Annotated in this window: 20 protein-coding genes; 13 read left to right on the top strand and 7 right to left on the bottom strand. The window is 65.2% G+C overall.

The window, feature by feature from the left end; translation table 11 throughout:
• The first annotated feature begins 1 nt into the window (after position 1).
• Entirely contained in the window at positions 2 to 997 is a 996-nt protein-coding gene (locus VF34_RS14145) for a bile acid:sodium symporter family protein (protein ID WP_045841541.1), read from the top strand.
• Positions 998 to 1,028: 31 nt separating this feature from the next.
• Positions 1,029 to 2,390, top strand: a complete 1,362-nt coding sequence (locus tag VF34_RS14140; protein ID WP_045841540.1) for a glutamate decarboxylase — start codon at positions 1,029 to 1,031, stop codon at positions 2,388 to 2,390.
• 72 nt (positions 2,391 to 2,462) lie between these two features.
• Here VF34_RS14140 and VF34_RS14135 read toward each other — a convergent pair whose 3' ends face one another.
• Together VF34_RS14135 and VF34_RS14130 are read right to left on the bottom strand one after the other, a co-directional pair.
• A complete protein-coding gene (locus VF34_RS14135) occupies positions 2,463 to 3,080 on the bottom strand; it encodes a YqgE/AlgH family protein (RefSeq protein ID WP_032400878.1) in 618 nt (205 codons plus the stop codon).
• Positions 3,081 to 3,134: 54 nt separating this feature from the next.
• On the bottom strand, positions 3,135 to 3,824 hold the full coding sequence (locus VF34_RS14130) for a TetR/AcrR family transcriptional regulator (RefSeq protein ID WP_027495021.1): 690 nt from the start codon (positions 3,822 to 3,824) through the stop codon (positions 3,135 to 3,137).
• A 117-nt stretch (positions 3,825 to 3,941) separates the two neighbouring features.
• Here VF34_RS14130 and VF34_RS14125 point away from each other — a divergent pair, with 117 nt between their 5' ends.
• Genes VF34_RS14125 through VF34_RS14115 form a run of 3 tightly spaced genes read left to right on the top strand, consistent with a single transcriptional unit; the run spans position 3,942 to position 7,741 of the window.
• A complete protein-coding gene (locus tag VF34_RS14125; RefSeq protein ID WP_045841539.1) occupies positions 3,942 to 4,874 on the top strand; it encodes an NAD-dependent epimerase/dehydratase family protein in 933 nt (310 codons plus the stop codon).
• A gap of 24 nt (positions 4,875 to 4,898) precedes the next feature.
• On the top strand, positions 4,899 to 6,185 hold the full coding sequence (locus VF34_RS14120; RefSeq protein ID WP_045841538.1) for an MFS transporter: 1,287 nt from the start codon (positions 4,899 to 4,901) through the stop codon (positions 6,183 to 6,185).
• A 59-nt stretch (positions 6,186 to 6,244) separates the two neighbouring features.
• The gene (locus VF34_RS14115) at positions 6,245 to 7,741 is read left to right on the top strand and encodes a DUF4185 domain-containing protein (protein ID WP_045841537.1); all 1,497 of its coding nucleotides are present in this window, start codon (positions 6,245 to 6,247) and stop codon (positions 7,739 to 7,741) included.
• A gap of 50 nt (positions 7,742 to 7,791) precedes the next feature.
• On the opposite strand, the gene VF34_RS14110 is transcribed toward VF34_RS14115, so the two are convergent.
• A complete protein-coding gene (locus VF34_RS14110) occupies positions 7,792 to 9,258 on the bottom strand; it encodes a CCA tRNA nucleotidyltransferase (RefSeq protein WP_032371394.1) in 1,467 nt (488 codons plus the stop codon).
• A gap of 101 nt (positions 9,259 to 9,359) precedes the next feature.
• Between VF34_RS14110 and VF34_RS14105 the strand changes: the two genes are divergently transcribed.
• The 8 genes from VF34_RS14105 (at position 9,360) to VF34_RS14070 (ending at position 20,853) form a co-directional block, all read left to right on the top strand.
• Positions 9,360 to 9,935 (top strand): NUDIX hydrolase, encoded by a 576-nt coding sequence (locus VF34_RS14105; RefSeq protein ID WP_027495017.1) that lies wholly within the window; start codon positions 9,360 to 9,362, stop codon positions 9,933 to 9,935.
• A gap of 2 nt (positions 9,936 to 9,937) precedes the next feature.
• Positions 9,938 to 12,340, top strand: a complete 2,403-nt coding sequence (locus VF34_RS14100; protein WP_231578219.1) for a glycoprotein — start codon at positions 9,938 to 9,940, stop codon at positions 12,338 to 12,340.
• On the top strand, positions 12,337 to 16,527 hold the full coding sequence (murJ, locus tag VF34_RS14095; RefSeq protein ID WP_082079189.1) for a murein biosynthesis integral membrane protein MurJ: 4,191 nt from the start codon (positions 12,337 to 12,339) through the stop codon (positions 16,525 to 16,527). Before VF34_RS14100 ends, murJ begins: the two co-directional genes overlap by 4 nt.
• A 99-nt stretch (positions 16,528 to 16,626) precedes the next feature.
• Entirely contained in the window at positions 16,627 to 17,208 is a 582-nt protein-coding gene (gene sigM, locus VF34_RS14090; RefSeq protein ID WP_045841535.1) for an RNA polymerase sigma factor SigM, read from the top strand.
• Positions 17,209 to 17,267: 59 nt separating this feature from the next.
• Positions 17,268 to 18,026 (top strand): hypothetical protein, encoded by a 759-nt coding sequence (locus VF34_RS14085; RefSeq protein ID WP_045841534.1) that lies wholly within the window; start codon positions 17,268 to 17,270, stop codon positions 18,024 to 18,026.
• A gap of 125 nt (positions 18,027 to 18,151) precedes the next feature.
• Positions 18,152 to 19,141, top strand: coding sequence for a thioredoxin-disulfide reductase (trxB, locus tag VF34_RS14080; protein WP_045841699.1), 990 nt, complete (start codon positions 18,152 to 18,154; stop codon positions 19,139 to 19,141).
• 47 nt (positions 19,142 to 19,188) lie between these two features.
• Complete coding sequence (gene trxA, locus VF34_RS14075; RefSeq protein ID WP_008711582.1) at positions 19,189 to 19,521, top strand: thioredoxin; 333 nt, start codon at positions 19,189 to 19,191, stop codon at positions 19,519 to 19,521.
• Between the two features lie 138 nt (positions 19,522 to 19,659).
• Positions 19,660 to 20,853, top strand: a complete 1,194-nt coding sequence (locus tag VF34_RS14070) for an N-acetylmuramoyl-L-alanine amidase (RefSeq protein WP_032400881.1) — start codon at positions 19,660 to 19,662, stop codon at positions 20,851 to 20,853.
• Between the two features lie 47 nt (positions 20,854 to 20,900).
• On the opposite strand, the gene VF34_RS14065 is transcribed toward VF34_RS14070, so the two are convergent.
• The 4 genes from VF34_RS14065 to rsmG form a co-directional block, all read right to left on the bottom strand.
• The gene (locus tag VF34_RS14065) at positions 20,901 to 21,581 is read right to left on the bottom strand and encodes a hypothetical protein (protein WP_032373407.1); all 681 of its coding nucleotides are present in this window, start codon (positions 21,579 to 21,581) and stop codon (positions 20,901 to 20,903) included.
• Between the two features lie 236 nt (positions 21,582 to 21,817).
• Positions 21,818 to 22,894, bottom strand: coding sequence for a ParB/RepB/Spo0J family partition protein (locus VF34_RS14060; protein WP_032400882.1), 1,077 nt, complete (start codon positions 22,892 to 22,894; stop codon positions 21,818 to 21,820).
• A 3-nt stretch (positions 22,895 to 22,897) separates the two neighbouring features.
• On the bottom strand, positions 22,898 to 23,899 hold the full coding sequence (locus VF34_RS14055; protein WP_027495008.1) for a ParA family protein: 1,002 nt from the start codon (positions 23,897 to 23,899) through the stop codon (positions 22,898 to 22,900).
• Positions 23,900 to 23,975: 76 nt separating this feature from the next.
• Entirely contained in the window at positions 23,976 to 24,653 is a 678-nt protein-coding gene (gene rsmG / locus VF34_RS14050; RefSeq protein ID WP_032371601.1) for a 16S rRNA (guanine(527)-N(7))-methyltransferase RsmG, read from the bottom strand.
• Between the last annotated feature and the right edge of the window lie 1,470 nt (positions 24,654 to 26,123).

Here is a 26,123-nt window from a genome sequence, read left to right as displayed (position 1 = left end):
AGTGAAAGCGTTGCGGGACACCGTCCTGGATCCCTTCCTGCTGAGCATCTTCGCGGTCGCCGCGCTGGCGAGCATCTTCCCGGCGTCGGGAACCGCCGAGGACGTTCTCGGCTGGGTGACACGCGTCGCCATCGGGCTGCTGTTCCTCATCTACGGCGCGCGACTGTCCCCACGTGACGCCTGGGAAGGCGTCAAACACTGGCGCTTGCACTCGGTGATCCTGGCGTCGACGTACCTGCTGTTCCCCGCGCTCGGCCTGGCCCTGAGGGTCCTCGAATCGAGTCTGCTCAGCGAGGACCTCTACACCGGAATGCTGTTCCTCTGCCTGGTGCCCTCGACCGTCCAATCCTCGATCGCCTTCACCTCCATCGCCCGAGGCAACGTGGCCGGTGCCGTGGTGAGCGCGTCGTTCTCCAACATCCTCGGCGTGTTCGTCACCCCGCTGCTGGTGCTCGCGCTGATGACCACCACTGGTTCGGCGAGCATCGATCCCAGCTCGATCCTCGACATCGTTGCGCAGCTGCTGCTCCCGTTCGCCGTCGGTCAGTTGCTCCGACCCTGGGTGACGGGCTGGCTGACCCGCCACAGCGCGTCGACGAAGCTCGTCGACCGGGGATCGATTCTGCTGGTCGTCTTTTCCGCCTTCAGCGCATCGATGAATCAACACGTGTGGTCCTCGGTCGCCCTGTGGCGCATCGGCATCGTCGTCGCCGTGTGCATCCTGCTGCTCGCCCTCGTTCTGACGATCACCTGGTACGCAGGCAAGTGGTTCGGTTTCTCACTCGAGGATCGTCTGGTGCTGCTGTTCTGCGGATCCAAGAAGAGCCTGGCGAGCGGACTGCCGATGGCCGCCGTGCTGTTCGTCGGCCAACCCATCGGGTTGATCGTCCTGCCGCTGTTGCTGTTCCATCAGATTCAACTGATGGTGTGCACCGTCATCGCTCAGCATTTCGCGCGTCGACCGGAACCGAGCCCGGCGGCGGTCGTCGCGGACTAGGTTGGTGTCAGTCGAGAAATCGGAGAAGACAATGCCCAGGAAACTGCACACGGACGGCGTCGTCTCTGCCGCCTACACCGGCCGGCTCGCCACCGATCCTGTACCCGCACTGCGACTCCCCGAGAATCAACTCGACCCAGACGCCGCCTACCGCTACATCCACGACGAACTGATGCTCGACGGCAGCTCACGCCTCAACCTGGCGACGTTCGTCACCACCTGGATGGATCCGCAGGCCGAAAAGCTGATGGCGGAAACGTTCGACAAGAACATGATCGACAAGGACGAGTACCCGTCCACCGCGGCCATCGAAGAACGCTGCGTCAACATCGTCGCCGACCTGTTCCACGCACCCGGCCTCGACCGCGAGGACCCGTCGTCGGCCACCGGCGTCTCGACCATCGGCTCCAGTGAAGCAGTCATGCTGGCGGGGTTGGCGCTCAAGTGGCGCTGGCGGGCGAAGGGCGCCGGGACAGGAACCCCGAACCTGGTGTTGGGCAGCAATGTCCAGGTGGTGTGGGAGAAATTCTGTCGCTACTTCGACGTCGAACCCAAGTACCTGCCCGTCGAGCGCGGTCGCTACGTCATCACCCCGGAACAGGTTCGGGACGCGGTGGACGAGAACACCATCGGCGTCGTGGCGATTCTCGGCACCACGTTCACCGGTGAACTCGAACCGGTACAGGAAATCTGCGCCGTCCTCGACGAGATCGTCGGCGGCGGTGGACCCGACGTACCGGTTCACGTCGACGCGGCCAGCGGTGGTTTCGTCGTACCGTTCTTGTACCCGGAGCTCGAATGGGACTTCCGTCTGCCTCGGGTCAAGTCCATCAACGCCAGCGGACACAAGTACGGATTGACCTATCCGGGAATCGGATTCGCGGTCTGGCGAACCAAGGAAGACCTGCCCGAGGATCTCGTGTTCCGCGTGAACTACCTCGGCGGCGACATGCCCACCTTCACGCTGAACTTCTCGAGGCCGGGCAACCAGGTGATCGGGCAGTACTACAACTTCCTGCGACTCGGCAGGTCCGGCTACACCGACATCATGAAAGCACTGCGCGACACGGCCGTTCGCGTCAGCACTCATCTCGCGGGACATCCCGACATCGACGTGATCACCGACGGATCGGCCATTCCGGTCCTGTCGTTCATGCTCAAGGAGCACTGCGAGTTCACCGTGTTCGACGTGTCCCACGAACTGCGCGCCCGCGGCTGGCAGGTGCCGGCGTACACGATGCCCGACAACGCCACCGACGTCGCCGTACTCAGAATCGTCGTCCGCGAGGGCTTCAGCGCAGACCTCGGCCGCATGCTGTGCATCGCCATCGACGAGGTGATCGACGGTCTGAAATCGGGCGGACACTCGACCGCGCGGGCTTTTTCGCACTAGATTGCGTCCTGGGTCGTGAGTGGAAACTCGACCCCTGCTACGAAGTTCCGCGCACGTGCGGCGCAGCCGCTCTCAGTTCCGTTCGACGTCGATCGGGTGGGACGCCAACAGCGCCAACGGCATCGGCTGACGACGCAGAACCTGCGCCCACAGGTCGACGCGCGGCGGACCGATCACGTCGGAAGCCAAGGCCGACAACACGATCCAGTCTTCTCGGTCCAGTTCACCTTCGAGCTGCCCGAACGTCCACCCCGAGTACCCGGCGAAGATGCGCACACCCTCCACGTACTGCGCGATGTCTGCGGGGTCGGAATCCAGATCTACCATCACCACCCGGCCGTCGACTCGGCGCAGACCGGCGACCCCGTCGATCGACGCACCGGTGCGCAGCGTGGCCAGACACAGTGCCGAATCACGCTTGACCGGACCACCGACGTACAGGGCCCGCGGCTTCGCGGCGAGCTCGGACCAATCGGGCAGCACGTTCTGCACCGCGGTCTCACTGGGGCGGTTGATCACGACGCCGAGACTGCCCGCGTCGTTGTGTTCGATGATGTAGATGACGGTGCGCCGAAACGTGGGCTCCACGAGTTCGATGGACGACACCAGCAGACTGCCGGGACGAACATCGTGCAGTGCCGACGCCGTCCGGTCCTCGGGTTCCTCCGCATGCGCTGCCACATCAGCCATTGTGGCACCGCACACCGCCGGATGTGGCACAAGCACGACGGCCAGTCCTCGGTCCTACTCGAGCCCGGCAATCTTGGTCAGAATCCCCAACTGGAACTCGAACAACGCGTCTCGGTCGGCAAACGTCGTCGCGCCGTACTGATCGAACACGTCGAAATTGATCGCACCGAACAGTGACGCCCACACCATCACGCCCAATGCGATGAGCTCGTCGGGCAGGTCCATGTCCATCTGGGCGCGGATGTCCTCGAAACTTGCGTGCAGCGACGCCAACTCGGTGGGCGCCGATTCGATGTCCGGGCGACGGATGTCCCAGGCCGACTGCAGGACTGCGACCAATGTGGTGATCACCCGGGTCCCCGGGCCGGTGGTCTGTTCGGCGGGCGCGTGGTAACCGGGTACGGGGCTGCCGAAGAGCAGCGCGTACCGGGCCGGCTCCCGCAGTCCCCATCGACGCACCGCCCGGCTCAACGCCCGGAATTTGTCGGCGGGGCCGTCCGCTGCGTCGACGGCCGCGTCGACTTCGTCGCCCAGCTCGGAATACGCATCGACGACGAGCAAGGTCAGTAGCTCGTCCCGGCTCGAGACGTAGCGATAGACCGCCGAGGAGACGACGCCCAGATCTCGGGCGACCGCGCGTAGCGACAGGGCCGCAGCACCGTCTGCGGCCAGGTGCTCCCGTCCGATGCGGGTGATGTCGCTCAGGGTCTGGGCGCGGGCTCGGGTACGCGGAGTGCTCGCCATGCTCGCTACTGTAACTGCCGCTCTTTTCCGAGAGCACTGCTCTTGCTTTTCTCCGAGCAGAGGTGCACACTCGACACATCAGAGAGCACCGCTCTCGTTTACCGAAACGGAGTAGCCATGTCAGAACTTCACGTCGTCACCGGTGCGGGACCCGTCGGCTGGACGATCGCCGAACAGCTTGCTGCACAGGGACATACGGTGCGTATCCTGACTCGATCCGGCAGCGGGCCACAGCATCCGAACATCGAACGGCGATCGGTCGACATCGAGTCCGACGACCTCCGAGCGCACGTCGACGGAGCAACCGCCATCTATCACTGCACCCACGCCGCCTACGAGAACACGGTGTGGCGCGACAAGCTCGAGGCGATGGAACGACGTGTGCTCGACGCGGCCGCGGGCACGGTCGTCGTGTTCCCCGAAAGTCTCTACGCCTACGGCCGGGTCGACGGGCCCATCCGCGAGGACTCACCCAGAAATGCCACGTTCCGCAAGCTGGGTGTGCGCACCGAACTCCTGGCCGCACGCGACGCTCACTCGACCCCCACCGTCAGCATCGCGGCATCCGACTTCTACGGCCCCCGGGTGCTCGTCTCGCACATGGGAGAACGTGTGGTCGCCAATGTGCTCGCCGGTAAGACCATTCGGGTGATCGGGGCCGCGAACCTACCCCATTCCTTCACGTACGTGCCGGATTTCGCAGCCGCGATGATCGTCGCGGCCGCACGACCGTCCACGTGGAATACCGTCCTGCATGCACCGACCGCCCCCGCGGTGACTCAGCGGGAGATGATCGAGATGTACTCCGCTGCAGCGGACTTGCCGACCCCGAAGATCGGTGCCGTACCGGCTTGGGTCATGCGAGCACTGGGGCTCGTTTCCGGTCCGATGAAAGAGCTGGGGGACACCCTGTACCAGTTCCGCTACCCCTACATCCTCGATTCGAGCCACAGCGAGCGCGTTCTCGGCCTCGAGCCCACCCCGCTCGCCGACGGCACAGCCGCCACGATCGCGTGGTGGAAGGCAGACAAGCCCGCCGTATCGGTGTGACCGACGCGGGATAGAGTCCCGTCGGTGAACGACGCCTCCTTTCGTACCCGCCTACGTGAGTCCCCGGGCGTCGGCAAGCTCACCACCGTTCGTTTCGCCGGCCAGTTCGGTGATGGATTGTTCCAAGCCGCATTGAGCGGTGCCATCCTGTTCAATCCCGAACGCGCCACCAACCCCGCCGAGATCGCCGCCGGTTTCGCTGTTCTGCTCGTGCCCTACTCTTTGGTGGGCCCGTTCGCAGGTGCGCTGTTGGACCGCTGGGATCGTCGATCGGTTCTGTTGTGGGCCAATATCGTTCGCATCGTTCTCATCACCGCTACCGCCGGGCTTCTGTGTGCCGGGGTCGACGCCACGCCGCTGCTGCTGTTGGCTCTGGCCACCGTCGGGCTCAGTCGGTTCGTCCTGGCGGGCGCGTCGGCATCCTTGCCGCATGTGGTGCGGCAATCGTGGCTGGTGCCGATGAACTCGGTACTGGCCACCGTCGGCTCCGGTTTCGCGGCGGCCGGTGCGGGACTGGCGGTCGCAGTGATCGGTGCCGTCGGAGCGGGGGATCTCGGCTCGGGTGTCGCCGTGGGGCTGGCCGCGACCGGCTCGGTGGTCGGTGCTGTTGCGGCCGGACGGTTCGCGCCGCGGTCTCTCGGTCCCGATACGGACGATCGGCCCGGCAACCCGCTGAAAGATGTTGCCGCCGGCCTGAAATCGGGTGCCCTGGCGGTGTGGCGGTCGCCGGGCGTGACCACCGCGATGATCGGCATCGGGGCACACCGCGTCGTGTTCGGCATCAACACCCTCATCATGGTGCTGGTGCTGCGGGAGAGCACGCAGAGTTCCCTGCCCGGCGGCCTCGCCGGCTTCGGCATTGCCGTCGGAGCCACGGCCACCGGAATGTTCCTCGCCGCCGTCATCGCGCCGTTCGCCGTCCCGCGGTTCGGCCGCACCCGCACCATCGCCACGGCCCTCGTCCTGGCCATCGCCGCTCAGGTCGGTGCCGTCTCCGGCCTCACCCAGACCAGTCTGCTGCTCGGAGCTTTTCTCCTCGGGATCGCCGGGCAGACCGTCAAACTCAGTGGGGACGCCGCCATGCAGATCGAGATCGACGACGCGCATCGCGGACGAGTCTTCGCGTTGCAGGACACCGTGTTCAACGTCGCGTTCGTCGGCGCCCTCGCCGCGGCCGCATTCGCCGTCGGCCCCGACGCCACGGAGCTGAGCCAGGATCCCACTGCGCACGCGCTGGTGTTCGTCGGAGCAGGGATCTACGCCGTCGGCTTCGTGGCAGCGGTACTCAACACGAGGCGCGCACCGCGCTGACGTGGTGTATCTTCCCGTATCGGACCGCTAGGTTTCGTCGGACAACACGGGGGCACCGCATGCATGGCCGCACGACGTCGCTCGGCTGCATCATCGCGGTTGCCGCAGGTACAGCCGTTCTTTCCGCACCCCCCGCGTACGCGGCCCCGCCGCCGCCGGTGAATTCCTGTGGAGAAACCGGATTCGACCCCAAGGACTACCCACCAGAGCCCGTCGGGCCCGGAAATCCGCCGCAGCTGCCGCCGTTGCCGGATCGTGTGGTGATCCCCGTGCCGTATCCGTCGATCGAACTCGTGCCGGTGCCCGACCCGCCGCCGAACAACACCCGTGTCCAGGCCGAGCCGTCGGCCGACCCGTGCGCGGACCCCTGTCCCGACCTCACCGACGCCACGGAGTCGCCCACCACCGGCTCTGCAGACCATCTGCCGTTCCCTCGCATCGAGATCGACCCGCAGCCCGAGACCATTCCCATCCCGATTCCCGGCCCCGGTGGAACTCCGGGAACCCCGCCGCCGGCACCAGCGGTCACCGCGGCGGAGTCCGGGCCGACGACGGTACCGCCGGTGGCACCGGCCGTCGGACACGTCGAGGTGGTCTCGCAGCTGACCGGACCGGGATCGGAGAACCGCACCGACAAGCGCTGGCAGGTCGACGGCACCGACCTCGGCATCATGTGGGAGAGCAAACCGGGCGAGGTCGCCGTCGTTTTCGGCGATTCCTTCGGCAAGGGTTGGGAATTCGGTGTGGTCGGCGGAGACGATTGGCGGTCGAACGTACTGGGACACAGCACCGACACCGACCTGTCCGACGGTATGACCCTGGACTCGATGGTGCAGGATTCCCGCTGTCACGCAGCCGAATTACTACCCTCGCGCAAGATCAAGAATTGGGAGACCACCGTCATCCCCACGTCCGGGTTCGCGATCGACGACCGGCAGTACATGTCGTACATGTCCATCCGGCGGTGGAGCACGATCCCCGGCATGTGGTGGACCAACTACGGCGGCATCGCCTATTCCGACGACAACGGTTCCACCTGGGTCAAGGACGAGCATGCCAAGTGGGACAACGTCTTCGGGTTCTCCAAGTTCCAGGTGTCGACGATGGTCCCGGCGGGGGAGTACGTGTACATGTTCGGCACCGTCAACGGTCGCGCCGGCCAGGTCGGCCTGGCACGCGTCCCGAAAGCGGACGTACTGAACAAGACCGCCTACCAGTACTGGGTGAACGGCACCTGGGCTCCCGTCGGATCGAACGAAGCCACCCCCATCGCCGACGGTATGGCCGGGGAACTGTCGGTTCATCACGACGACGCCCGAGGCCTCTGGCGGATGACGTATCTGGATCCGTTACGCGGCGATATCGTTCTGCGCGAAGCAAATTCACCGCAGGGCGAGTGGACCGCCCCGAGCACCCTGATCGATACCGCCGAGTACCCCAAGACCTACGGCGGCTTCATTCATCCGTGGTCGACGGCGAACGAGCTGTACTTCACCGTCTCGGAGTGGGACAGCTACAACGTCTATCTCGTCAAGGCCGAGCTTCGCTCGTCGTGAGTGGAAACTCGTAGTGGGCTACGAAGTTCCGCGCACGTGCGCGGGACGCGCTACTGCGTCGGCCACCACTCGAGCAGCGCCGCTTCGGCGTCCTCACGTGAGAGTGGTCCTCGATCGAGGCGCAGTTCCTTCAGGTATTTCCAGGCCTTGCCCACGTCGGGACCGGCGGGGATACCGAGCAGCTCCATGATCGCGTTACCGTCGAGGTCGGGACGAACCCGCGCCAAGTCCTCTTGCTCGGCGATGCGGGCGATCCGCTCTTCGAGATCGTCGTAGGTGGCTTGCAGGGCAGCCGCTCGACGCTTGTTCCTGGTGGTCGAATCGGCTCGAACCAGCTTGTGCAACTTGGGCAGTAGCTCGCCGGCATCGGTGGCGTAGCGACGCACCGCCGAGTCGGTCCACTGACCCTTGCCGTATCCGTGGAATCGCAGATGCAGGAACACCAGATGCGAGACGTCCTCGATCATCTTCTTCGAATACTTCAACGCGCGCATACGCTTTCGCACCATCTTGGCCCCGACGACCTCGTGGTGGTGAAAGCTGACGCCGCCGCCGGGCTCGTTACGTTTGGTATCGGGCTTGCCGATGTCGTGCAGCAGTGCGGCCCAACGCAATACGAGATCGGGGTCGCCGTCCTCGAGGTCGATGGCCTGCTTCAGAACCGTCAACGAATGCCAGTACACGTCCTTGTGCTGATGATGCTCGTCGATTTCGAGCTTCATGTTCGGCACCTCGGGAATGATCCGCTGAGCCAAACCGGTCTCGCACATCACGTCGATGCCCTCGATCGGGTGGGCGCCGAGAATCAGCTTGTCCAGCTCCACCTGAATGCGCTCGGCGGTGATGCGATCGATCTGATCGGCCATGTCGACGATGGCGCTGTGCACCCGCGGCAACAACGAGAAGCCGAGTTGCGACACGAATCGAGCCGCGCGCAGCATCCGCAGCGGATCGTCACCGAACGACGTTTCCGGTGCCGACGGGGTATCGAGAACGCCCTCGAGCAACGCGTCCATGCCGCCGAGCGGATCGACGAACTCCTGCACGCCGTCCGCACCCAACCGCACGGCCATGGCGTTGACGGTGAAATCGCGTCGAACGAGATCTTCTTCGAGGCTGCTGCCGTATTGCACCTCGGGGTTGCGCGAGACCTGGTCGTACGAATCGGTGCGGAACGTCGTGATCTCGATCTGCTGGCCGTCCTTGGCCGCACTGATTGTTCCGAACGCGATGCCCGTGTCCCACTGATGGTCCGCCCACCCGGACAGCAGCGTCTGAACGACCTCCGGCCTGGCGTCGGTGGTGAAATCCAGATCGGTTCCCAAACGACCGAGAACCGCGTCCCGAACGGACCCTCCGACGAGGTACAGCTCGTGGCCCGCGGCGGCGAACAACGCGCCCAGCGGGGTCAATACCGGCGCGAGTTCACGCAACGTCACCGCAGCTGCAGCCAGCAACCTTTCCCGGCGCGCATCGGCGTGCTCGGGGGAAACGGAAGATAGGGACTGATCGGCCACGGTGGAAGAGCCTACTGGCGCAGTACCGACCGGATCGTCTCGGCCATCGGCCACGGTGCGGCAAGCCGGAGCGGGGCGCCGAGGCAACTAGTATGGATCGGGTGTCTGCTGCCGAACGTGCGAACAGGAGCCGCCGCAACCCGCGGCGGCGTCAAGCACGCGCCGACACCGAAGCACCCAAGCTGCGGACCGTCCGAGAAACCTCTGCCGGAGGCCTGGTGGTCGACGGCCTCGACGGCCCGCCTGCCACCCGCTGCGCAGCCCTGATCGGCCGCACCGACCGGCGCGGACGCCTGCTCTGGTCCCTGCCCAAGGGGCACATCGAGCAGGGCGAAACCGCCGAGCAGACAGCCATGCGCGAGGTCGCCGAGGAGACCGGCATCCGCGGCACCGTGCTGGCGTCGCTGGGAAGCATCGACTACTGGTTCGTCACCGAAGGCCGCCGGGTCCACAAGACCGTTCATCACTATCTCCTCCGCTTCCTGGGCGGTGAACTGTCCGACGAGGATCTCGAAGTCACCGAAGTCGCCTGGGTACCGCTGAGCGAACTGCCGTCCCGACTCGCCTACGCCGACGAACGCAAACTCGCCGCCATCGCCACCCGCCTCATCGAGGACATGAACGGCGAGCAGGCAACCGGCGGCGACACGAACGCACCCACGCCCGGCGGGAAGTGATCGTGCGGGCCAGGAAGGTCGCTGCCGCCGCATTGACCTCGTTTTTCCTCGCTGCAGCGCCGGCCGTCGGCACCGCAGCACTGGGACCCCAACAGCTCCCTACTGCCGCGGCGCAACCAGATTCCGCCGGAGACGCCAGCGGCACGACCAGCGCCGTTCCCGATACCCCTATGACGCAGGCCGGCGATCCGTTCCTGACGCTGAGCATCGATACGGTCGCACCCTCGACGGTCACCACCAGCAGCGATCCGTTCGTCACGGTTCGCGCGACAGTGAAGAACACCGGCGATCGACGCGTCGACGACGTCAGCGTTCGCCTGCAGGGTGCCGCGGCCATCGACACCACGTCGGGTCTGCGGACCTCCCTGACCCTCGACCAGGAGAGATTCGACCGCGTCGGATCGTTCGTCACGGTCGCCGAGTCGCTGGAGAAGGACCAGAGCCGCCAGTTCGATCTGTCGATGCAGTTACGAAGCAGTACCGAGCCCTCACTCGGGATCGACGCTCCCGGCGTTTACCCCCTACTTCTCAACGTCAACGGCACCCCCGAGTACGGCGGGACGGCTCGACTCGACGACGCCCGCTTCCTGCTACCCGTCGTCGGACTGCCGCGGAATCCCGGTCAGCTCGACCCCGCAGCGCCCGGCGCGATGCCGCTGCCCCCCAACACCCGGAATCCCGTTGCAATGACGGTGTTGTGGCCACTCGCCGACATTCCCCGTCTCGCGGCCGGAATCCCCGGTTCCATCGACGATCGAGTGCGTTTGATCGACGACGACCTGGCGACCCAGCTCGCCGCTGGTGGTCGGCTCGACACCCTGCTCAAAGCCCTGGAATTCGCGACGCAGCCCGGTCTCGATCCCGACGGCAAACTGGCGTCGAGCCTGTGCATCGGCATCGACCCCGACCTGCTGGTCACCGTCTCGAACATGACCCGCGGCTACCTCGTCGTCGACAACCCGGCCGATCCGGCCAGCTCCGCGCGGGAGGGCTCCGGCAGCGGGGCCGCAGCCCAGTGGTTGACGCGGCTCGAGGCACTGGCGTCGAACACGTGCGTGACGGCCCTACCGTTCGCTCAGGCCGACCTCGCCGCCGTCGCCGACATCGGTGATTCCTCGCTGCTCAGCAGCGCTGTCGCCGCCCCGGCCGACATCGTCGACGGCATCCTGGGCATCAGTTCGGTACGCGGTTTCACCTGGAGTCCCACCGGCGGCGTCGACGCGGGCGCTGCGGACGCGCTGAGATCGTCGGGAACCGGGACCGTCCTCGTAGCAGACAACAGCATCAGCCCACCCACGTCGTCGCCGACATCTCTGCTGGTGTCCACCGATACCGCGCCGACCGCCGCCGATCCGACCGGCACCTTGGCCGCCACCCACTACGACTCGGCGACCACCGCGGCACTGGCCGGCGTCGGGACGACCCCGTCGACCCCGGCCTTGACCCCGGCGAATCAACGCTTCGACCTGGGCACCGACTCTCGCACCGCACGGCTGCAGGACGCCCTCGGTGCCATCAATTTCCACGCCCTCGTCGGTGCCGATCGACCCGGCCGCACGGTGACCGTCGCACCGCCGCAGTACTGGACCGCGGGAGGAGACGAACCGTCGGCAATCCTGTCGACGGTGTCCTCGCTGTTGCGTTCGGGCCTGGCGACGCCTCGTCCGCTGCCCGGCCTGATCACCGAGCCCCCCACCGGCATCCCGGTGACCAGCATCGATGTGCCGACCGATCTCGATGCGTCCGCCATCGACACGGTGCGCACACAGAGCGCACGCGTGGACACCCTGGCGCAGTCACTGGTCGAGGATCCCCAGTCCGCACTGACTCCGCGCCTGTACACCGCCCCGCTGCGGGAGGACATGCTCCGCGCCCTGTCGACCGCGGGTCGCGCCAGCGCCGAAGGCGAGGACGCCGCGGCCATGGCACGCACCCGTCTCACCGCGACCCGCGTCGGACTCGACACCGTCTACGGATCGGTGACCGTGCTGGCCCCGGGCGGCGTCTACACACTGGCCTCCGAGCAGAGTCCGCTGCTGCTCGTGGCCCGCAACGACCTACCGGTGCCGGTCAACGTGCTCCTCCGAGTAGACGCGCCACCGGAGATGACGATCAGCGACGTCGGGGTGACCCAACTTCCGGCGCGCGGATCGCGCACCATCACCGTGCCCGCCGAGGTGGACGACAAACGCAATCTGTCGGTCGACTTCTCCGTCACCACCCTCGACGGCACCCGGCTCGGCGAGGTATCGACGGTGTCGGTTCGATCGAACGCATACGGTCAAGCTCTCGCGATAATTACCGCCTGCGCCGGCGCGCTCCTACTGTTGCTTGCAGGCCGACGACTCTGGCACCGATTCCGAGGACAACCCGACCCGGCCGACGAAGGGTACGAGAGACCATGACAGGCAATGTGCCGTACGACGGCGACCTGCCCCGGTCACGCATGCCCGCAGCGCAGGTGTTCCGGCGCACGACGCCCCCTCGCCCCGCCCCTTGGGAGCGACAACCGCGACCCGAGATGCGTTCCTATCCGGCGCCGCCCCCGCTCGACGGTCAACCGGCAGCGGACGACTCCGCAACTCAGCTCATCCCACGGTTCCGGGACGAGGACTACCCACCCGCCGCGCCGTCGGGGAACATCCCTCCGCCGCAGACACCACCGGGCGGCAACGAGTCACCACCGCAGTCCGAACCCAGACCTCAGAAGTCGTTGCTGGCCGCCTCCGGTTCCATTGCGGTGGCGACCCTCGTCAGCCGCATCACCGGATTCGCCAAGCAAGTAGCCATGACGGCCACCCTGGGTGCCGGCCTGGCCAGTGCGTTCACCGTCTCGACGATCCTGCCGAACATGATCTCCGAGCTGGTGCTCGGTGCCGTCCTCGGAGCGATCGTCGTTCCTGTCCTGGTACGCGCAGAACAAGAGGACGCCGACGGCGGACGTGACTTCGTCCGACGCCTCTTCACCATTGCGGTCGCGCTGCTCGGCACCGTGGCGTTGGCCGCAACCATCGCTGCGCCGCTGCTGGCGCGTCTGATGCTCAACGGTGATCCGAAGGTCAACGAGGACCTGACCATTGCCTTCACCTATCTGGTATTGCCGGCGCTGATGTTCTACGGGCTCTCCGGCTTGCTCACCGCGGTGCTCAACACCCGACAGAACTTCAAACCCGGTGCGTGGGCGCCGGTATTCAACAACCTCGTGGTACTTGCGGTGTTCGGCATCTACTTCCTGATGCCGGGTGAGATCACCGTCAACCCGGTCGACATGACGAACCCGCAGCTGTTGATCATCGGCCTCGGCGTCACCACCGGTGTCATCACGCAGGTGCTGGCGTTGATCCCTGCGCTTCGCCGCGAGAAGATCGACCTGCGCCCACTGTGGGGATTCGACGCGCGCTTGAAGAAGTTCGGCGCGATGGCGGCGGCGATCGTGCTCTATGTCGTCATCAGTCAGATCGGTCTGATCGTCGCCACCAACATCTCGTCGGGAGCCGACGACGCGAGCCCCACGATCTATTCCCAGGCCTGGATCGTGCTGCAGCTGCCGTACGGCATTCTCGGCGTCACGGTTCTGACGGCGATCATGCCTCGACTCAGTCGTAATGCCGCCAACGGTGACACGCCCTCGGTCGTCGACGATCTCTCCGTCGCCACCCGATTGACGATGGTCGCGATGGTCCCGATCGTCGTGTTCCTGACCTTCGCGGGGCCGTGGGTGGGCGAGGCGCTGTACGGGTTCGGCAAGTTTGCGCCCGACGCCAACCGGCTCGGTGAGGCCGTGAGCTGGTCCGCGTTCTCCCTTATCCCGTACGCCCTGGTCCTGATCCACCTGCGCGTGTTCTACGCCCGCGAGCAGGCCTGGACTCCGACGTGGATCGTGCTCGGCATCACCGCCGTCAAGATCGGCCTGTCATTGCTCGCGCCGATCGTCGCATCCGATCCCGAGCAGGTGGTGCTGCTCCTCGGCACCGCGACCGGCCTCGGCTACACCGCAGGTGCCGTCATCGGCGGATACCTGCTGCACAAGAGCCTCGGCAACCTGCGGATGGCCAACGTCGGGAAGACTGTCTGGCTGGTTCTCATCGCCTCGCTGGCCGGCGGCGCAGCCATGCTCGCCATCGACCGGATCGTCGGATTCGACGCCATGGCGAACGGCTGGATCGGCAACTTCGTGCGCGTCGCGATGGACGCCGTCATCATGCTCGGCATCACGTTCTCCATCCTGTGGTTCGGCAAGATTCCCGAAGTACTGGCCGTCACCGTCGCGTTGAGCCGGCTCGTCCGCCGGGTCCTCGGACGGTCGGCCCCGCCCGAGCCTGTGACGTCCGGTTCGGTGCCGGATCCGGCTGCCGCGGAAACCAGCGTGATTCCTGTTATTCGAACCGAGCCCACATGGGACACTGCGCGGGATCGACTCCCGTACCCTGGTCAACGGCACCCGGGGGCAGACGCCCCTGCAGGTCGACCGCTTGTAGAACAACACGGGGCATATTCGCCTGAAGGAGTAACAGTGACCGACGACGATGTTGCTGGGGGGCCGGCACAGTCTCCAGCAAACGAAGCCGACCGAACGAGCGGCGGAGTCGAAGTCGACACCCAGGACCGCACCGAGCCCGTGAAGGCCGAGTCTGCTGCGTCGTCGAAAACACCCGAGTCGAAAACACCCGAGTCGAAGACACCGGACCCGAAAGCATCTGATTCTTCGGAGAAGCCGAGCACACCCAGCACGCCTGAGTCGTCGGCTGCATCGAGTGCCGAGGCCACCGAGAAGAAGGAAACCAAAGCGTCCGCTCCCAAGGATCAGACGATCGCGATCTCCAAGGCAGCGCTGGCCGCCAAGCCGTCGGACAAGACCGTCTCCATCTCGAAGGCGAAGCTGCCGGTCGACGACGCGAGCAAGGCCGAGCCGAAGACCGACAGCACGCCGGTGGACGCGACGAAGAAATCGGCGGCAGTCGACAAACCAGTAGCACCGAAGCCGACGACGGACAAAGCTGCCGAAAAACCAGCCGAGGACCAGTCCACCGCGGACGCCCCCGGGCGCACCCTTCGCGGACCGACACTGATTCCCGGTGCGTCGGTGGCCGGCGGACGCTACCGCCTGTTGGCACCGCACGGTGGAGCTCGCGGGCTGAAGTTCTGGCAGGCCCACGACGTCAAGCTCGACCGCGAGGTCGCGTTGACGTTCGTCGACGCCGATCAGCAGTCCACGGCGTCACCCAACGACCGCACTCAGGGCCCGCAGGCAATCCTGTCCCGGACGCTGCGCCTCGGTCGGATCAACTCTCCCGGCCTCGCCCGGGTGCTCGACGTGGTGCGCGGTAGCTCCGGCGGCATCGTCGTCGCCGAGTGGACTCCCGGTCGCTCGCTGCGCGAGATGGCCGATACGGTTCCTGCCCCCACCGGCGCCGCCCGTGCGATCAAGGTCCTGGCCGCCGCGGCCGAGGCTGCGCACCGAAGCGGCGGCGCACTGTCGATCGACCACCCCGATCGCGTACGCATCAGTACCAGCGGCAACGCCGTCCTGGCGTTTCCCGCGACTCTGGCGGACGCCGACTCCAGTTCGGACGTCCGTGGTCTCGGTGCCATGCTCTACGCCCTGATCACTGCACGCTGGCCGTTGTCGGACACCACCGGAGAAGCCGTCGTTCCCGGTGACGCGGCATCCCTGCGCAGCGTCGGCGGCATGCGTCCGGCCGATCGGGACGACAAGGGTGCGCCGCGCGAGCCTCGCGAAATTCGCCCCGACGTTCCGTTCGAGATCTCTGCCGTCGCGGTACGAGCGCTCGAGCAGAACAGTGGCATTCGCACCGCCGCGACGGTGCAGCACGTTCTCGATCAGGCCGCGGTGGTCAACGACAAGACCGACCTGATGCCGGCACTGCGACTGGGCCAGCGTGCCCCGGGAGCCAGCGGTCACTCGCTCGCAGACCCGGAAGAGCTGGCCGCCGAGAAGGCGAAGTCGACGCGAACCAACATCGCCATCGCCGTTCTCGGCGCTCTGACGGTGCTGATTCTGGCGTTCGCCGGCTACTGGTTGTTCACCTCTATCGCGGGCGACAACACCGATGCACCGCTGGACAGCCAGGAGTTCGGGCTGACGACCCCGGCTGCCGCACCGCCGGCCGGCGACACCGCTGCGCCCCCGGCGCCGACGGGTGGACCCGTCGCGATGAGCGATGTCAGCGTCTTCTCGCCGCAGGGTTCTGCAGACAACCCGGGCACGGCATCGAACGTGATCGACAACAACCCCAGCACGGCCTGGACCACCGACTCCTACTTCCAGCAGTTCCCGGCACTGAAGAACGGTGTCGGACTGCTCGTCACCATCCCGTCGTCGACGTTGAAGAACGCGTGGATCGAATCGACGTCGCCGGGAACGGTCGTCGAGATCAGGTCCGCTCCCAACGATTCCCCGAGCCTCGGCGACACCACGCTGCTCGGTGAAGCCACTCTGCAGAACGGCCGCACCGATATCGCACTCGACGGCACCGAACCCACCGGCAACGTCCTGGTGTGGATCACCACCCTCGGAGAGCAGGGTGGCCGCATCGCTACCTCGATCTCCGGGATCGGTTTCGACACGTAAAACCGGCGATACAGAGGCAAATCGCGTTCGTTTCGTACTTCGCGGTATCGATGGCCTAGGCTCCCCCCAATGCGTTAACACGGGGGGAGCCGTTTTCGTATGACCGAACGTATCGATTCGGCGCTGGGGGAGCGCACGGATGCGGAATTGTTGGCTGCTCATGCAGCCGGTGAGCCGACCGCATTCGCCACGTTGATCCATCGCCATCAGGAACACCTGTGGCTCACGGCACGCCGCACGAGCTACACACCCGAGGACGCATCCGACGCGTTGCAGGAGGCGTTGCTCTCCGCGCATCGAACGGCCGGGTCGTTTCGCGCGGACGCTGCAGTCCGCAGTTGGTTGCACAAGATCGTCGTCAACGCGTGCCTCGATCGCATTCGCCGAAACAAGGCACGTCCGTCGGTTCCGTTGAGCGAGAACGAGAGTCACGAACCGGTGTCGCCTCGGGACCGCATCTCCGAATCCGAGACCAGCATCCTCGTCCGACAGGCCCTGATGACGCTGCCGCCCGACCAACGAGCGGCGGTGGTCGTCGTGGACATGGAGGGCTACTCCGTGGCCGACGCCGCAGCGTTGCTGGGGGTTCCCACCGGTACCGTGAAGAGTCGATGCGCTCGCGGCAGACTCAAGTTGTCGACGCAGCTCGCATACCTCAAGGACGCAGGGAACCGAATCTAGACCCCTCGCGTCTAAACCGTGTGAGAGGGAAAGAAGACTCGGCGAAGGGAGGTAGGAACGTGTCGTCGAACACCGACGCTCTACCCGGTGCCCCGTTCTCACCCGAGTTGCTGGCCGATCTGCATGCAGATGCTCTACCCGAGGACGTCAGCAGTCGGCTGTGGCCGTTGGTGCGTGCCGACGCCGAGGCAATGCGCATACTGGTGACACTGGACACCGTCACCGCTCGGCTGCACGAGTTGGGCGAGGATCCGAACGGCACGATGCCCGTTCCCACCGACGTCGCCCGGCAGATCGATCGCACCCTCGAGACCCTGGCCGACACAGAGTCGGCGGACCGTACCGCCGATGTCCTTCCGCTTCGCAGACCTCCACGTAGCGCGCGTACACGCCGACATGCCATCGTCGGAATTGCCGCTGCTGCAGCACTTCTCGCGGGTGGTTCGGTCACCTTCGCCGCCGTCCTGCACAGCCCGGGCACGTCGGACCCCGTCGTAGCCGAGCCGGGGACCACGCCACCCGAGCCGTCCCTCGTTCTCGATTCCACCGATCTCGACTCGAACGTCGCGTTCACCATCATCGGTAAACGCGACCCCGGCAGCCTGTCGGATCCGGCAGACCTGGCCGCGTGTCTCGACGCCAACGGCGTGGACCCCGCCGCCGCCGTTCTCGGATCCAGTCAGGTTCGAATCGACGGCCGACAGGGAACTCTCCTCGTCCTCGCCGGGGCCGGGCCCGCGCAGTTCATCGCTCTGGCAGTGGGCAACGATTGCCGCGGCGGTAATCCCGACGTCCTCACGCGTCGCGATATCGGCTGACACATCTCTCACCGGGGAACAACTGCCTCTAGGGTGGTGTTGACCAGATGTACGTCGATAGGCAGTGCTCAGTGCACTTTCGCGTCGACGCCAAGAACACGCCGCACAAGATCGGAAGGTCTGCATTGAGTACCCCCAAGGTTCACGATCTCATCATCGTCGGCTCGGGACCGGCCGGATACACCGCCGGTGTCTACGCGGCCCGCGCAGAGCTGGAGCCCATCCTGTTCGAGGGAACCCAGTTCGGCGGTGCCTTGATGACGACGACCGAGGTCGAGAACTTCCCCGGTTTCCGCGAGGGCATCATGGGCCCCGATCTGATGGAGCAGATGCGCGAGCAGGCGCAACGTTTCGGTGCCGACATCCGCACCGAGGACGTCGAGGAGCTCGAGTTGACCGGGCCGATCAAGACCGTCTCGGCGGGCGGCGAGACCTACCGTGCTCGCGCGATCATTCTCGCGATGGGCGCAGCCGCTCGGTACCTATCCATTCCCGGTGAGGAGAAGCTCCTCGGACGCGGCGTCAGCGCATGCGCCACCTGCGACGGGTTCTTCTTCCGCGACCAGGACATCGCCGTCATCGGCGGCGGCGACTCGGCAATGGAAGAGGCAACCTTCCTCACGCGCTTCGCCCGCAGCGTGACGATTGTGCACCGCCGCAGCGAGTTCCGCGCGTCGCGCATCATGCTCGAGCGCGCCAAGAAGAACGACAAGATTCGTTTCCTCACCGACACCAAGGTTCTCGAAGTGCTCGGCGACACCAGCGTCACCGGCCTGTCTCTGGAACATGCAGTCACCGGCGAGAAGACGACTCTGGACGTCACCGGGATGTTCGTGGCGATCGGCCACGATCCTCGCAACGAGCTGGTCAAGGGCCAGGTCGAACTCGACGATGCCGGCTACGTCAAGGTCGCATCGCCCACGTCGGCCACCTCGGTCAAAGGCGTGTTCGCTGCAGGCGACCTCGTCGATCACGTCTACCAGCAGGCCATCACCGCTGCGGGTACCGGCTGCACCGCATCCATCGACGCCGAGCGTTGGCTGGCCGAGCAGGGCGACATCACCACCAACACACTCGAGCACGCCGATCAGCCGGTCGACGCCGTCAACGCCTGACCGGTAGCCCCACCACCTGTTTGCAGACCCACACCGAGGAGATTCACATGTCCGACGACAAGAGCACAGTCACCATCACCGACGCGTCGTTCGTCGACGACGTTCTGACCAGCGAGAAGCCCGTTCTGGTCGACTTCTGGGCCACCTGGTGCGGCCCGTGCAAGATGGTTGCTCCCGTTCTCGAGGAGATCGCCGCCGAGCACAAGGACAAGCTGACCATCGCCAAGCTCGACATCGACGCCAACCCGCAGGCGGCTCGGGACTTCAAGGTCATGTCCATCCCGACGCTGATCCTGTTCCAGGGTGGCAAGCCGGTCAAGCAGATCGTCGGCGCAAAGGGCAAGGCCGCGCTGCTCAAGGACCTCGAAGGCGTTATCTGACTCACCCACGCTTGGTGTGGATTGCCGCAGAAGGCCGTCTTTCTGCGACAATCATCTGATGTGCCGATGCTTGCGTCGGCACATCAGCGCATCGAAGTGCGTGTTGACCGTCAGGACGATCGAGAGGGTTTTTCCAGGATGCAGGAGCTCAGTCACGGCGATTCCGGACCCGCCGTCGCCGAGGTCCGCGGCACTCTCTCGGCACTCGGTTTCCTCCACGAGGCCGTGGTTCCGCCCGGCCCGATGGACGACGGCCACTGGACGGCCCCAGGATCGGTATTCGACCGGGCCCTCGACGGTGCCGTGCGCGCGTTCCAGCAGCATCGCGGCCTACTGGTCGACGGCCTCGTCGGTCCGGCCACGTACCGCGCCCTCAAAGAAGCGTCCTACCACCTCGGTGCCCGCACGCTGATCTACCAGCTGTCCGCTCCGCTGTACGGCGACGATGTCGCTACCCTGCAGACACGCCTGCAGGACCTCGGTTTCTACAACGAGCGCGTCGACGGCTTCTTCGGACCGAAGACGCACGAGGGCCTGTCTTCATTTCAACGCGAGATCGGTCTGGCACCCGACGGTATCTGCGGCCCGGCGACACTGCGTTCGCTCGACCTCCTCGGAACCCGTGTCACCGGTGGATCGCCCCACGCGATGAGCGAAGAAGAACTCGTACGCAAATCCGGCCCACAGTTGACGGGTAAGCGAATCGTCATCGATCCCGATCTCGGTGGTGCCGACACCGGCCGCATCGTCGACGGCACATTCGGACGCGTCTCCGAATCGGAAATTCTGTGGGATCTGGCCAGTCGTCTCGAAGGCCGAATGGCGGCGACCGGAATGGAAACGTTCCTCTCTCGTGCACGGGGCACCAACCCGTCGGTGGCCGACCGCGCGGAAACCGCCAACGCCTGGGGCGCAGATCTGATGATCTCGCTGCGCTGCGCGTCGAGCACCAGTCCTGTGGCCAACGGAGTGGCCAGCTTCCACTTCGGTAACTCGCACGGATCCACCTCGATGATCGGCCAGGTCCTCACCAGCTACGTGCAACGCGAAATCGTGGCTCGCACACCACTTCTCGATTGCCGCAGTCACGGCCGCACGTGGGATCTGTTGCGGCTCACCAACATGCCGACCATCCAGATAGACCTCGGCTACCTCACCAACGAATCGGACGTCGAAGTACTGAGCGATCCGCGATTCCGCGACATCATTGCCGAGGCAATCCTGATCGCCGTCAAGCGGTTGTACCTCCTGGGTCAGGACGACCAACCGACCGGCACGTTCACGTTCGCTGAACTACTGGCCGAGGAACTCGCAGCCGCCGACCGTCCCTGATCGACGGCGCCCCCGCTCCGCCCGCGCCACCGGTCGGAGCCCGTCGTTCAGCGAGCTCCGACCGTCGACTTCTGTTCGATGTCGACCACCGAGATACTCGCCGCCACCAGCAATTGCTCGAGCGCCGATTCGACGTCCTGCTTCCACCCGTGATCGCGATCCAATTCGAGGCGGAGTCTCGGGAACCTGTGATGCGGTGCCACCACCTCGAAGCCGACCTTCTCCAGAAAGTCGGCGTCGATCATGCATGTCGCAGCCGAGCACGTTGCATGTGCCGTCGCGTTGGGAATTGCCGGCGACGCGTCGTCCGCATTGTGGCGAATGCCGAAGGCCTCCAAGGCACGAACACCACGATTGACGAGATCGCCGACCACCGCCTGAATCAGGGTTGCCGAGTGCAGATCCGCATCGGCCGGGGAGTCGATACGAAGCTGGGTCAGTAGGACCGCGTCGGGACTGACGGGCGAAGTAGGGAAGGTCGACGCCCGAGGAACTGCGCGGGGCGGGCAATACAGCGCACACCCGATCGTGTCGCCGTCCACGGACAACAGCTGCCCGCACGATCCCCACTCGAGCATGATCGTCGACAGCCACACCTCGTTCTCGAATTCGAGGTCCACTGCCGCGCCGTCGGACGTGGGATCGAGGACCCAGAAGCTACACCGCCGAGAATGTGCCGGCAGATGTTCGAACGAGCCGAGGGTCACTCCGGTCACCATCGCCGACACCGCGTACCTCAGCCTCCGTGCAGTCGTTCCACCGCTCGATTCTCGGTGGGGAGCCGATTCTCTCCTCGACCAGGATAGGCGACGGGGTCGCGCTACCTGGTGATCGGGGAAGATCCTCGAAACCTAGTGCATCACAATAGTTTTCGGTCCAACTTGCCGTTTTCGGGACCACTCATCGTCGATATACGTCACAGTGACGTTACGCCCTGGTATGACTGGTCCCGAAAAAACGCGGGCTACTTTTTCTTCTGAGCTTCCATCATCTCGACGATTCTCTGAAGGTCGTCGACCGACCCGAATTCGACGACGATCTTGCCCTTTCGCTTACCCAGACTCACTGTCACCCTCGTATCGAACGAATCCGAGAGACGATCGGCCACATCCTGAAGGCCCGGCATCTGGATCGGCTTGCGCTTCGCCGCCGGTTCGGGGGACTTACCGTCCTCGCGATTGGCGAGAGTGACGGCTTCTTCCGTCGCTCGAACCGAGAGACCCTCGGCCACGATGCGCGCAGCCAACGATTCCTGTGCATCCGATCCCGCGTCCAACGACAGCAGTGCGCGTGCATGTCCCGCCGACAGAACACCGGCTGCGACACGTCTCTGGACCGGAATCGGCAATTTCAGCAGACGGATCATGTTGGTCACGACGGGGCGTGAGCGTCCGATCTTTGCCGCGAGCTCCTCGTGCGTGACATCGAATTCCTCGAGCAGCTGCTGATATGCGGCCGCCTCTTCGAGGGGATTGAGCTGCACGCGATGGATGTTTTCGAGCAGTGCGTCGCGCAGCATTGCGTCGTCTGCGGTTTCCCGGACGATCGCGGGGATCTTCTCCAAGCCCGCTTCCTGGCTCGCGCGCCACCGCCGCTCGCCCATGACGAGTTGATACTTGGCATCTCCTGCAGCTGCAGAACCGGATACGAGGCGCACCACGATCGGCTGCATGAGACCGAATTCGCGAATCGAGTGCACCAGTTCGGCAAGGGATTCGTCGTCGAAGACGTGCCTCGGCTGCTTGGGATTGGCCTCGATTCTCTCCGGCGAGATCTCCCGATACACGGCACCGACAGGGGAGAGGTCGTCCCCGTTCAGCACCGGCGGCGTCGGAGTAGGTGCCGTTGCGGTCTCTGTGGTGTCGTCGGACGCCGCTGCCCGCTTGGGCTTCGTCGACGTGTCCGGCTTGTCCTTGGCGTTGCGGTCGGCACCGATGATGACGTCGGCTGCTGCATTACCGAGGCGCGGTCCGGCATCGGGGCCCGTGGGGATGAGCGACGCGAGTCCGCGCCCCAGACCGCCCTTACGTGCTTGACTCATGTCCTACTTCTTTCGTGCGTCGATGCCGGCCGAGCGAGCAGCGAGCTCTCGTCCGGCGTCCAAGTAACTCATTGCTCCACGCGAACCGGGGTCGTAATCCAACACCGTCATGCCGTACCCGGGTGCTTCGGAGACCTTCACACTGCGCGGAATCACGGCACGCAGCACGGCATCGCCGAAGTGCTTCCGCACTTCCTCGGCGACCTGATCGGCCAGTTTGGTGCGGCCGTCGTACATCGTGAGGATGACGGTCGAGACGTGCAATTCAGGATTGAGATGGGACTGAACCAGCTCGATGTTTCGAAGCAGCTGCCCCACACCCTCCAGTGCGTAGTACTCGCATTGAATGGGAATCAGCACCTCGGTGGCCGCCACAAGCGCATTGACAGTCAGCAGACCGAGTGACGGTGGGCAGTCGATGAGGATGAAATCGGCGTCGAGTCCGGCCAATTCCTCGACCGACAACGCCGTCTTGAGGCGTCCTTCCCGGGCCACCATCGAGACCAATTCGATCTCCGCGCCCGCGAGGTCGATCGTTGCCGGGATGCAGAACAACCGCTCACTGTGCGGACTCTGCTGGATCGCGTCTTTGGCCTTCACTTCGCCGATGAGCACCTCGTAGCTCGACGGCACACCGGAATGATGTTCGACGCCCAGTGCGGTGCTGGCGTTGCCCTGAGGGTCCAGATCCACCACCAAGACTGTCAGGCCCTGGAGCGCGAGTGCGGCTGCGAGGTTGACCGCCGTCGTGGTCTTGCCGACGCCACCCTTCTGATTCGCAATCGTCAGCATGCGGCGCTTCGCCGGCTTGGGCAGCGTCACCGATCCCGGGTGAAGGACCTGACTGGCCCGGTGCGCGGCGGCCCCGATCGGGGTGTCGTCGGTCGAAATCGAGTTGGTGTACTCGAAGCCACTCGTCACCCCCGCCTTGTTGGCGGCTGCGTTCGACGACTTCTTCTTGGACTCTGTTTCACGTGAAACAGCGGGATCCGACCCACCCGACATATGTGCTCCTTAGTGCGGAACTGAATGTGTTCTACGTTCGATACAAACGGCGCGGGGCGATTCCCGCAATCGATCATCAGTGGCGACTGAGCCGCCGCGGCTCACGGACTGCCCTGACGACGATGGTGGGTGTCGGGAGAAGACCGACACCGCACTCCACGACCTCCAGCTTGCCAGCACCCATACGGGTGAGGGAAGTCCTGTCGCGTTCGATCTCCTCACTCGCGCTGGAACCCTTCAGCGCGAGCATCCGGCCGCGTTCGTGAACGAGGGGGAGAGACCATTTGGCGAGCTTCTCCAGCGGGGCCACAGCCCTCGACGTGACGACATCCGCGCCGCCGGCTTCTTTCTTCACGCCGGGCTGCTCGGCCCGCCCACGTACGACCAACACGTTCAGATCGTGCTCGTCGATGAACTCGGCCAGATAAACGGTTCTCCGAAGAAGAGGCTCGACGAGCGTCACCCGAAGATCCGGTCGAGCGATGGCAAGAGGGATACCGGGCAGACCGGCACCGCTGCCGATGTCGACCACAGTCTCGCCCTCGTCGATGAGCTCGCCGATCGCAGCGCAATTGAGGATATGCCGCTCCCAGAGTCGCGGAACTTCGCGTGGACCGATCAGCCCCCGTTCGACTCCGGCGGTAGCCAAGGACTCGTGATATCTCCGAGCGAGATCCAGTCGATCTCCGAACATCTGCTCGGCGACGGCCATCAACTCGGTGCTATCCGACGCTTCTTGTTCCACGTGAAACATCATCCCGTGCTCGGGCACGGATCGCCAAACGACACCTCTGTAAGTCAACGAGATCGCGAGGTTCCGGGAGTTGGAGTCACGATTCGATGGGTCGAGCACAGCCGGACCGCCGTCCGCGCGCCCGCTCCCGATTGGACGGTTCATCTTTCCCAACACTTCGCCGTTGTTGAGTACGTCGGTGTTTCACGTGAAACCGTGCCAGGGTCCGACGGCTGGGGACGCGACAGTTGCGTGTACTTCGAGCGACCGACCCACGGTCCTCAGCACCCTCCAAAGAACTCGCGCACCAAGTGATATCGACTAGGACTTCCCGTCCCGGCGATGGTGGACGAGATGCCCGTACGGCCAGACCCATCCGGTACAGGAGCCGTTCCCGTCGCCCATCCGATAAGGACACGTCAGGCTGGGGACTCCAAGTACATCGCTGCCCTACGCCCACTGCCGTCGTGGGTCCTCGGCACGGGCGCGCCTTTGACCCTTGCTCCATAGGCACTCGGCGAGCTCGCCGAGGGAAGCACCCCACCGGCACACTGACCCGACCGCCATCACGGGTCCAACAGAATCCGGCGATCCGATGAGGCCACCCCAAGGACGGCGTTGAGGACTGCGTTCACTGAAGTGCATCCGTCCGTCCCACCCTGGGTTTGAGCAACCATTTCGTCGAGACGAGTCGTGACTCTGATAGCAGTGTCCGTGCTGTCGGGCGCGCCCCCCCCGCCGTTTTACGTGAAACCGGACAGCTCGCTCTGGTCGGACAGCGTCGGCAGATTCGTCCCCGACTGACACCGCAATCGATGTTGCCTCGACCGAGCCCACTAGGCGTCACGTTCATTCCCGGGCGCCGCCTGGCCCCACAGCACCCAGCTCGAAACCGACCCCACACCCCCTCGTTGGGACCGGATGTTGCGAGCACCCGCCGTGGCGTCGTCGGCGATCGGCGTGCCCACGCTTTCGGATACAACTGGACAGCTGCGGGCATCGTTTGAACTGTCGCTAAATGTCGCGCGGCTCGGACTGCTCCTCGCGCCCGCCTAGCGCCGGCTGTCGCGAGCACCGGTCGACCGGTCGCAAGATCGACGCCCGGTTCGGAATGCTCCTCGGGCCGGGCCCACCGAATGTCGTGAGCACCGGCCGGAGCGTATTCAAGACCGTTGGACGCTGCGACGGCAGGATCGTGCCCTAGATCGTGTTTCACGTGAAACACGATCCGACTCTCTGCGGGTCACGTTCGCCGTCGACGTCACCGTAGTGTCGATGACCGTCAGTCGGGCACGGCACCAAGTTCCACAACGGGTGTTGCCGACGATCAATCTGGACGTCAGATTCGCAGGCGACCGTCGGTTGCCTCCGATCGGTTGGACCACATCACCCGCAGACGCAATTCGAGGACGACGCCTGCACGGCGATCGAGAGCGGCGACGTCGATCCCTCCTCGAGCAATTGGGGTCGGAAGCATAGGGCGAGCCGGCA

This window comes from Rhodococcus sp. PML026 (genome assembly GCF_000963615.1).
GTDB lineage: Bacteria > Actinomycetota > Actinomycetes > Mycobacteriales > Mycobacteriaceae > Rhodococcoides > Rhodococcoides fascians.
This window is presented reverse-complemented; position numbering and strand designations above follow the sequence as displayed.

What these genes read in the sequence shown, in the direction of transcription:
- VF34_RS14140 (WP_045841540.1), top strand. Translation starts at nt 1,029, where the DNA reads ATGCCCAGGAAACTGCACACGGACGGCGTCGTCTCTGCCGCCTACACC.
- VF34_RS14135 (WP_032400878.1), bottom strand. Translation starts at nt 3,080, where the DNA reads ATGGCTGATGTGGCAGCGCATGCGGAGGAACCCGAGGACCGGACGGCG.
- VF34_RS14130 (WP_027495021.1), bottom strand. Translation starts at nt 3,824, where the DNA reads ATGGCGAGCACTCCGCGTACCCGAGCCCGCGCCCAGACCCTGAGCGAC.
- VF34_RS14125 (WP_045841539.1), top strand. Translation starts at nt 3,942, where the DNA reads ATGTCAGAACTTCACGTCGTCACCGGTGCGGGACCCGTCGGCTGGACG.
- VF34_RS14115 (WP_045841537.1), top strand. Translation starts at nt 6,245, where the DNA reads ATGCATGGCCGCACGACGTCGCTCGGCTGCATCATCGCGGTTGCCGCA.
- murJ (WP_082079189.1), top strand. Translation starts at nt 12,337, where the DNA reads ATGACAGGCAATGTGCCGTACGACGGCGACCTGCCCCGGTCACGCATG.
- sigM (WP_045841535.1), top strand. Translation starts at nt 16,627, where the DNA reads ATGACCGAACGTATCGATTCGGCGCTGGGGGAGCGCACGGATGCGGAA.
- trxA (WP_008711582.1), top strand. Translation starts at nt 19,189, where the DNA reads ATGTCCGACGACAAGAGCACAGTCACCATCACCGACGCGTCGTTCGTC.
- VF34_RS14070 (WP_032400881.1), top strand. Translation starts at nt 19,660, where the DNA reads ATGCAGGAGCTCAGTCACGGCGATTCCGGACCCGCCGTCGCCGAGGTC.
- VF34_RS14060 (WP_032400882.1), bottom strand. Translation starts at nt 22,894, where the DNA reads ATGAGTCAAGCACGTAAGGGCGGTCTGGGGCGCGGACTCGCGTCGCTC.
- VF34_RS14055 (WP_027495008.1), bottom strand. Translation starts at nt 23,899, where the DNA reads ATGTCGGGTGGGTCGGATCCCGCTGTTTCACGTGAAACAGAGTCCAAG.
- rsmG (WP_032371601.1), bottom strand. Translation starts at nt 24,653, where the DNA reads ATGTTTCACGTGGAACAAGAAGCGTCGGATAGCACCGAGTTGATGGCC.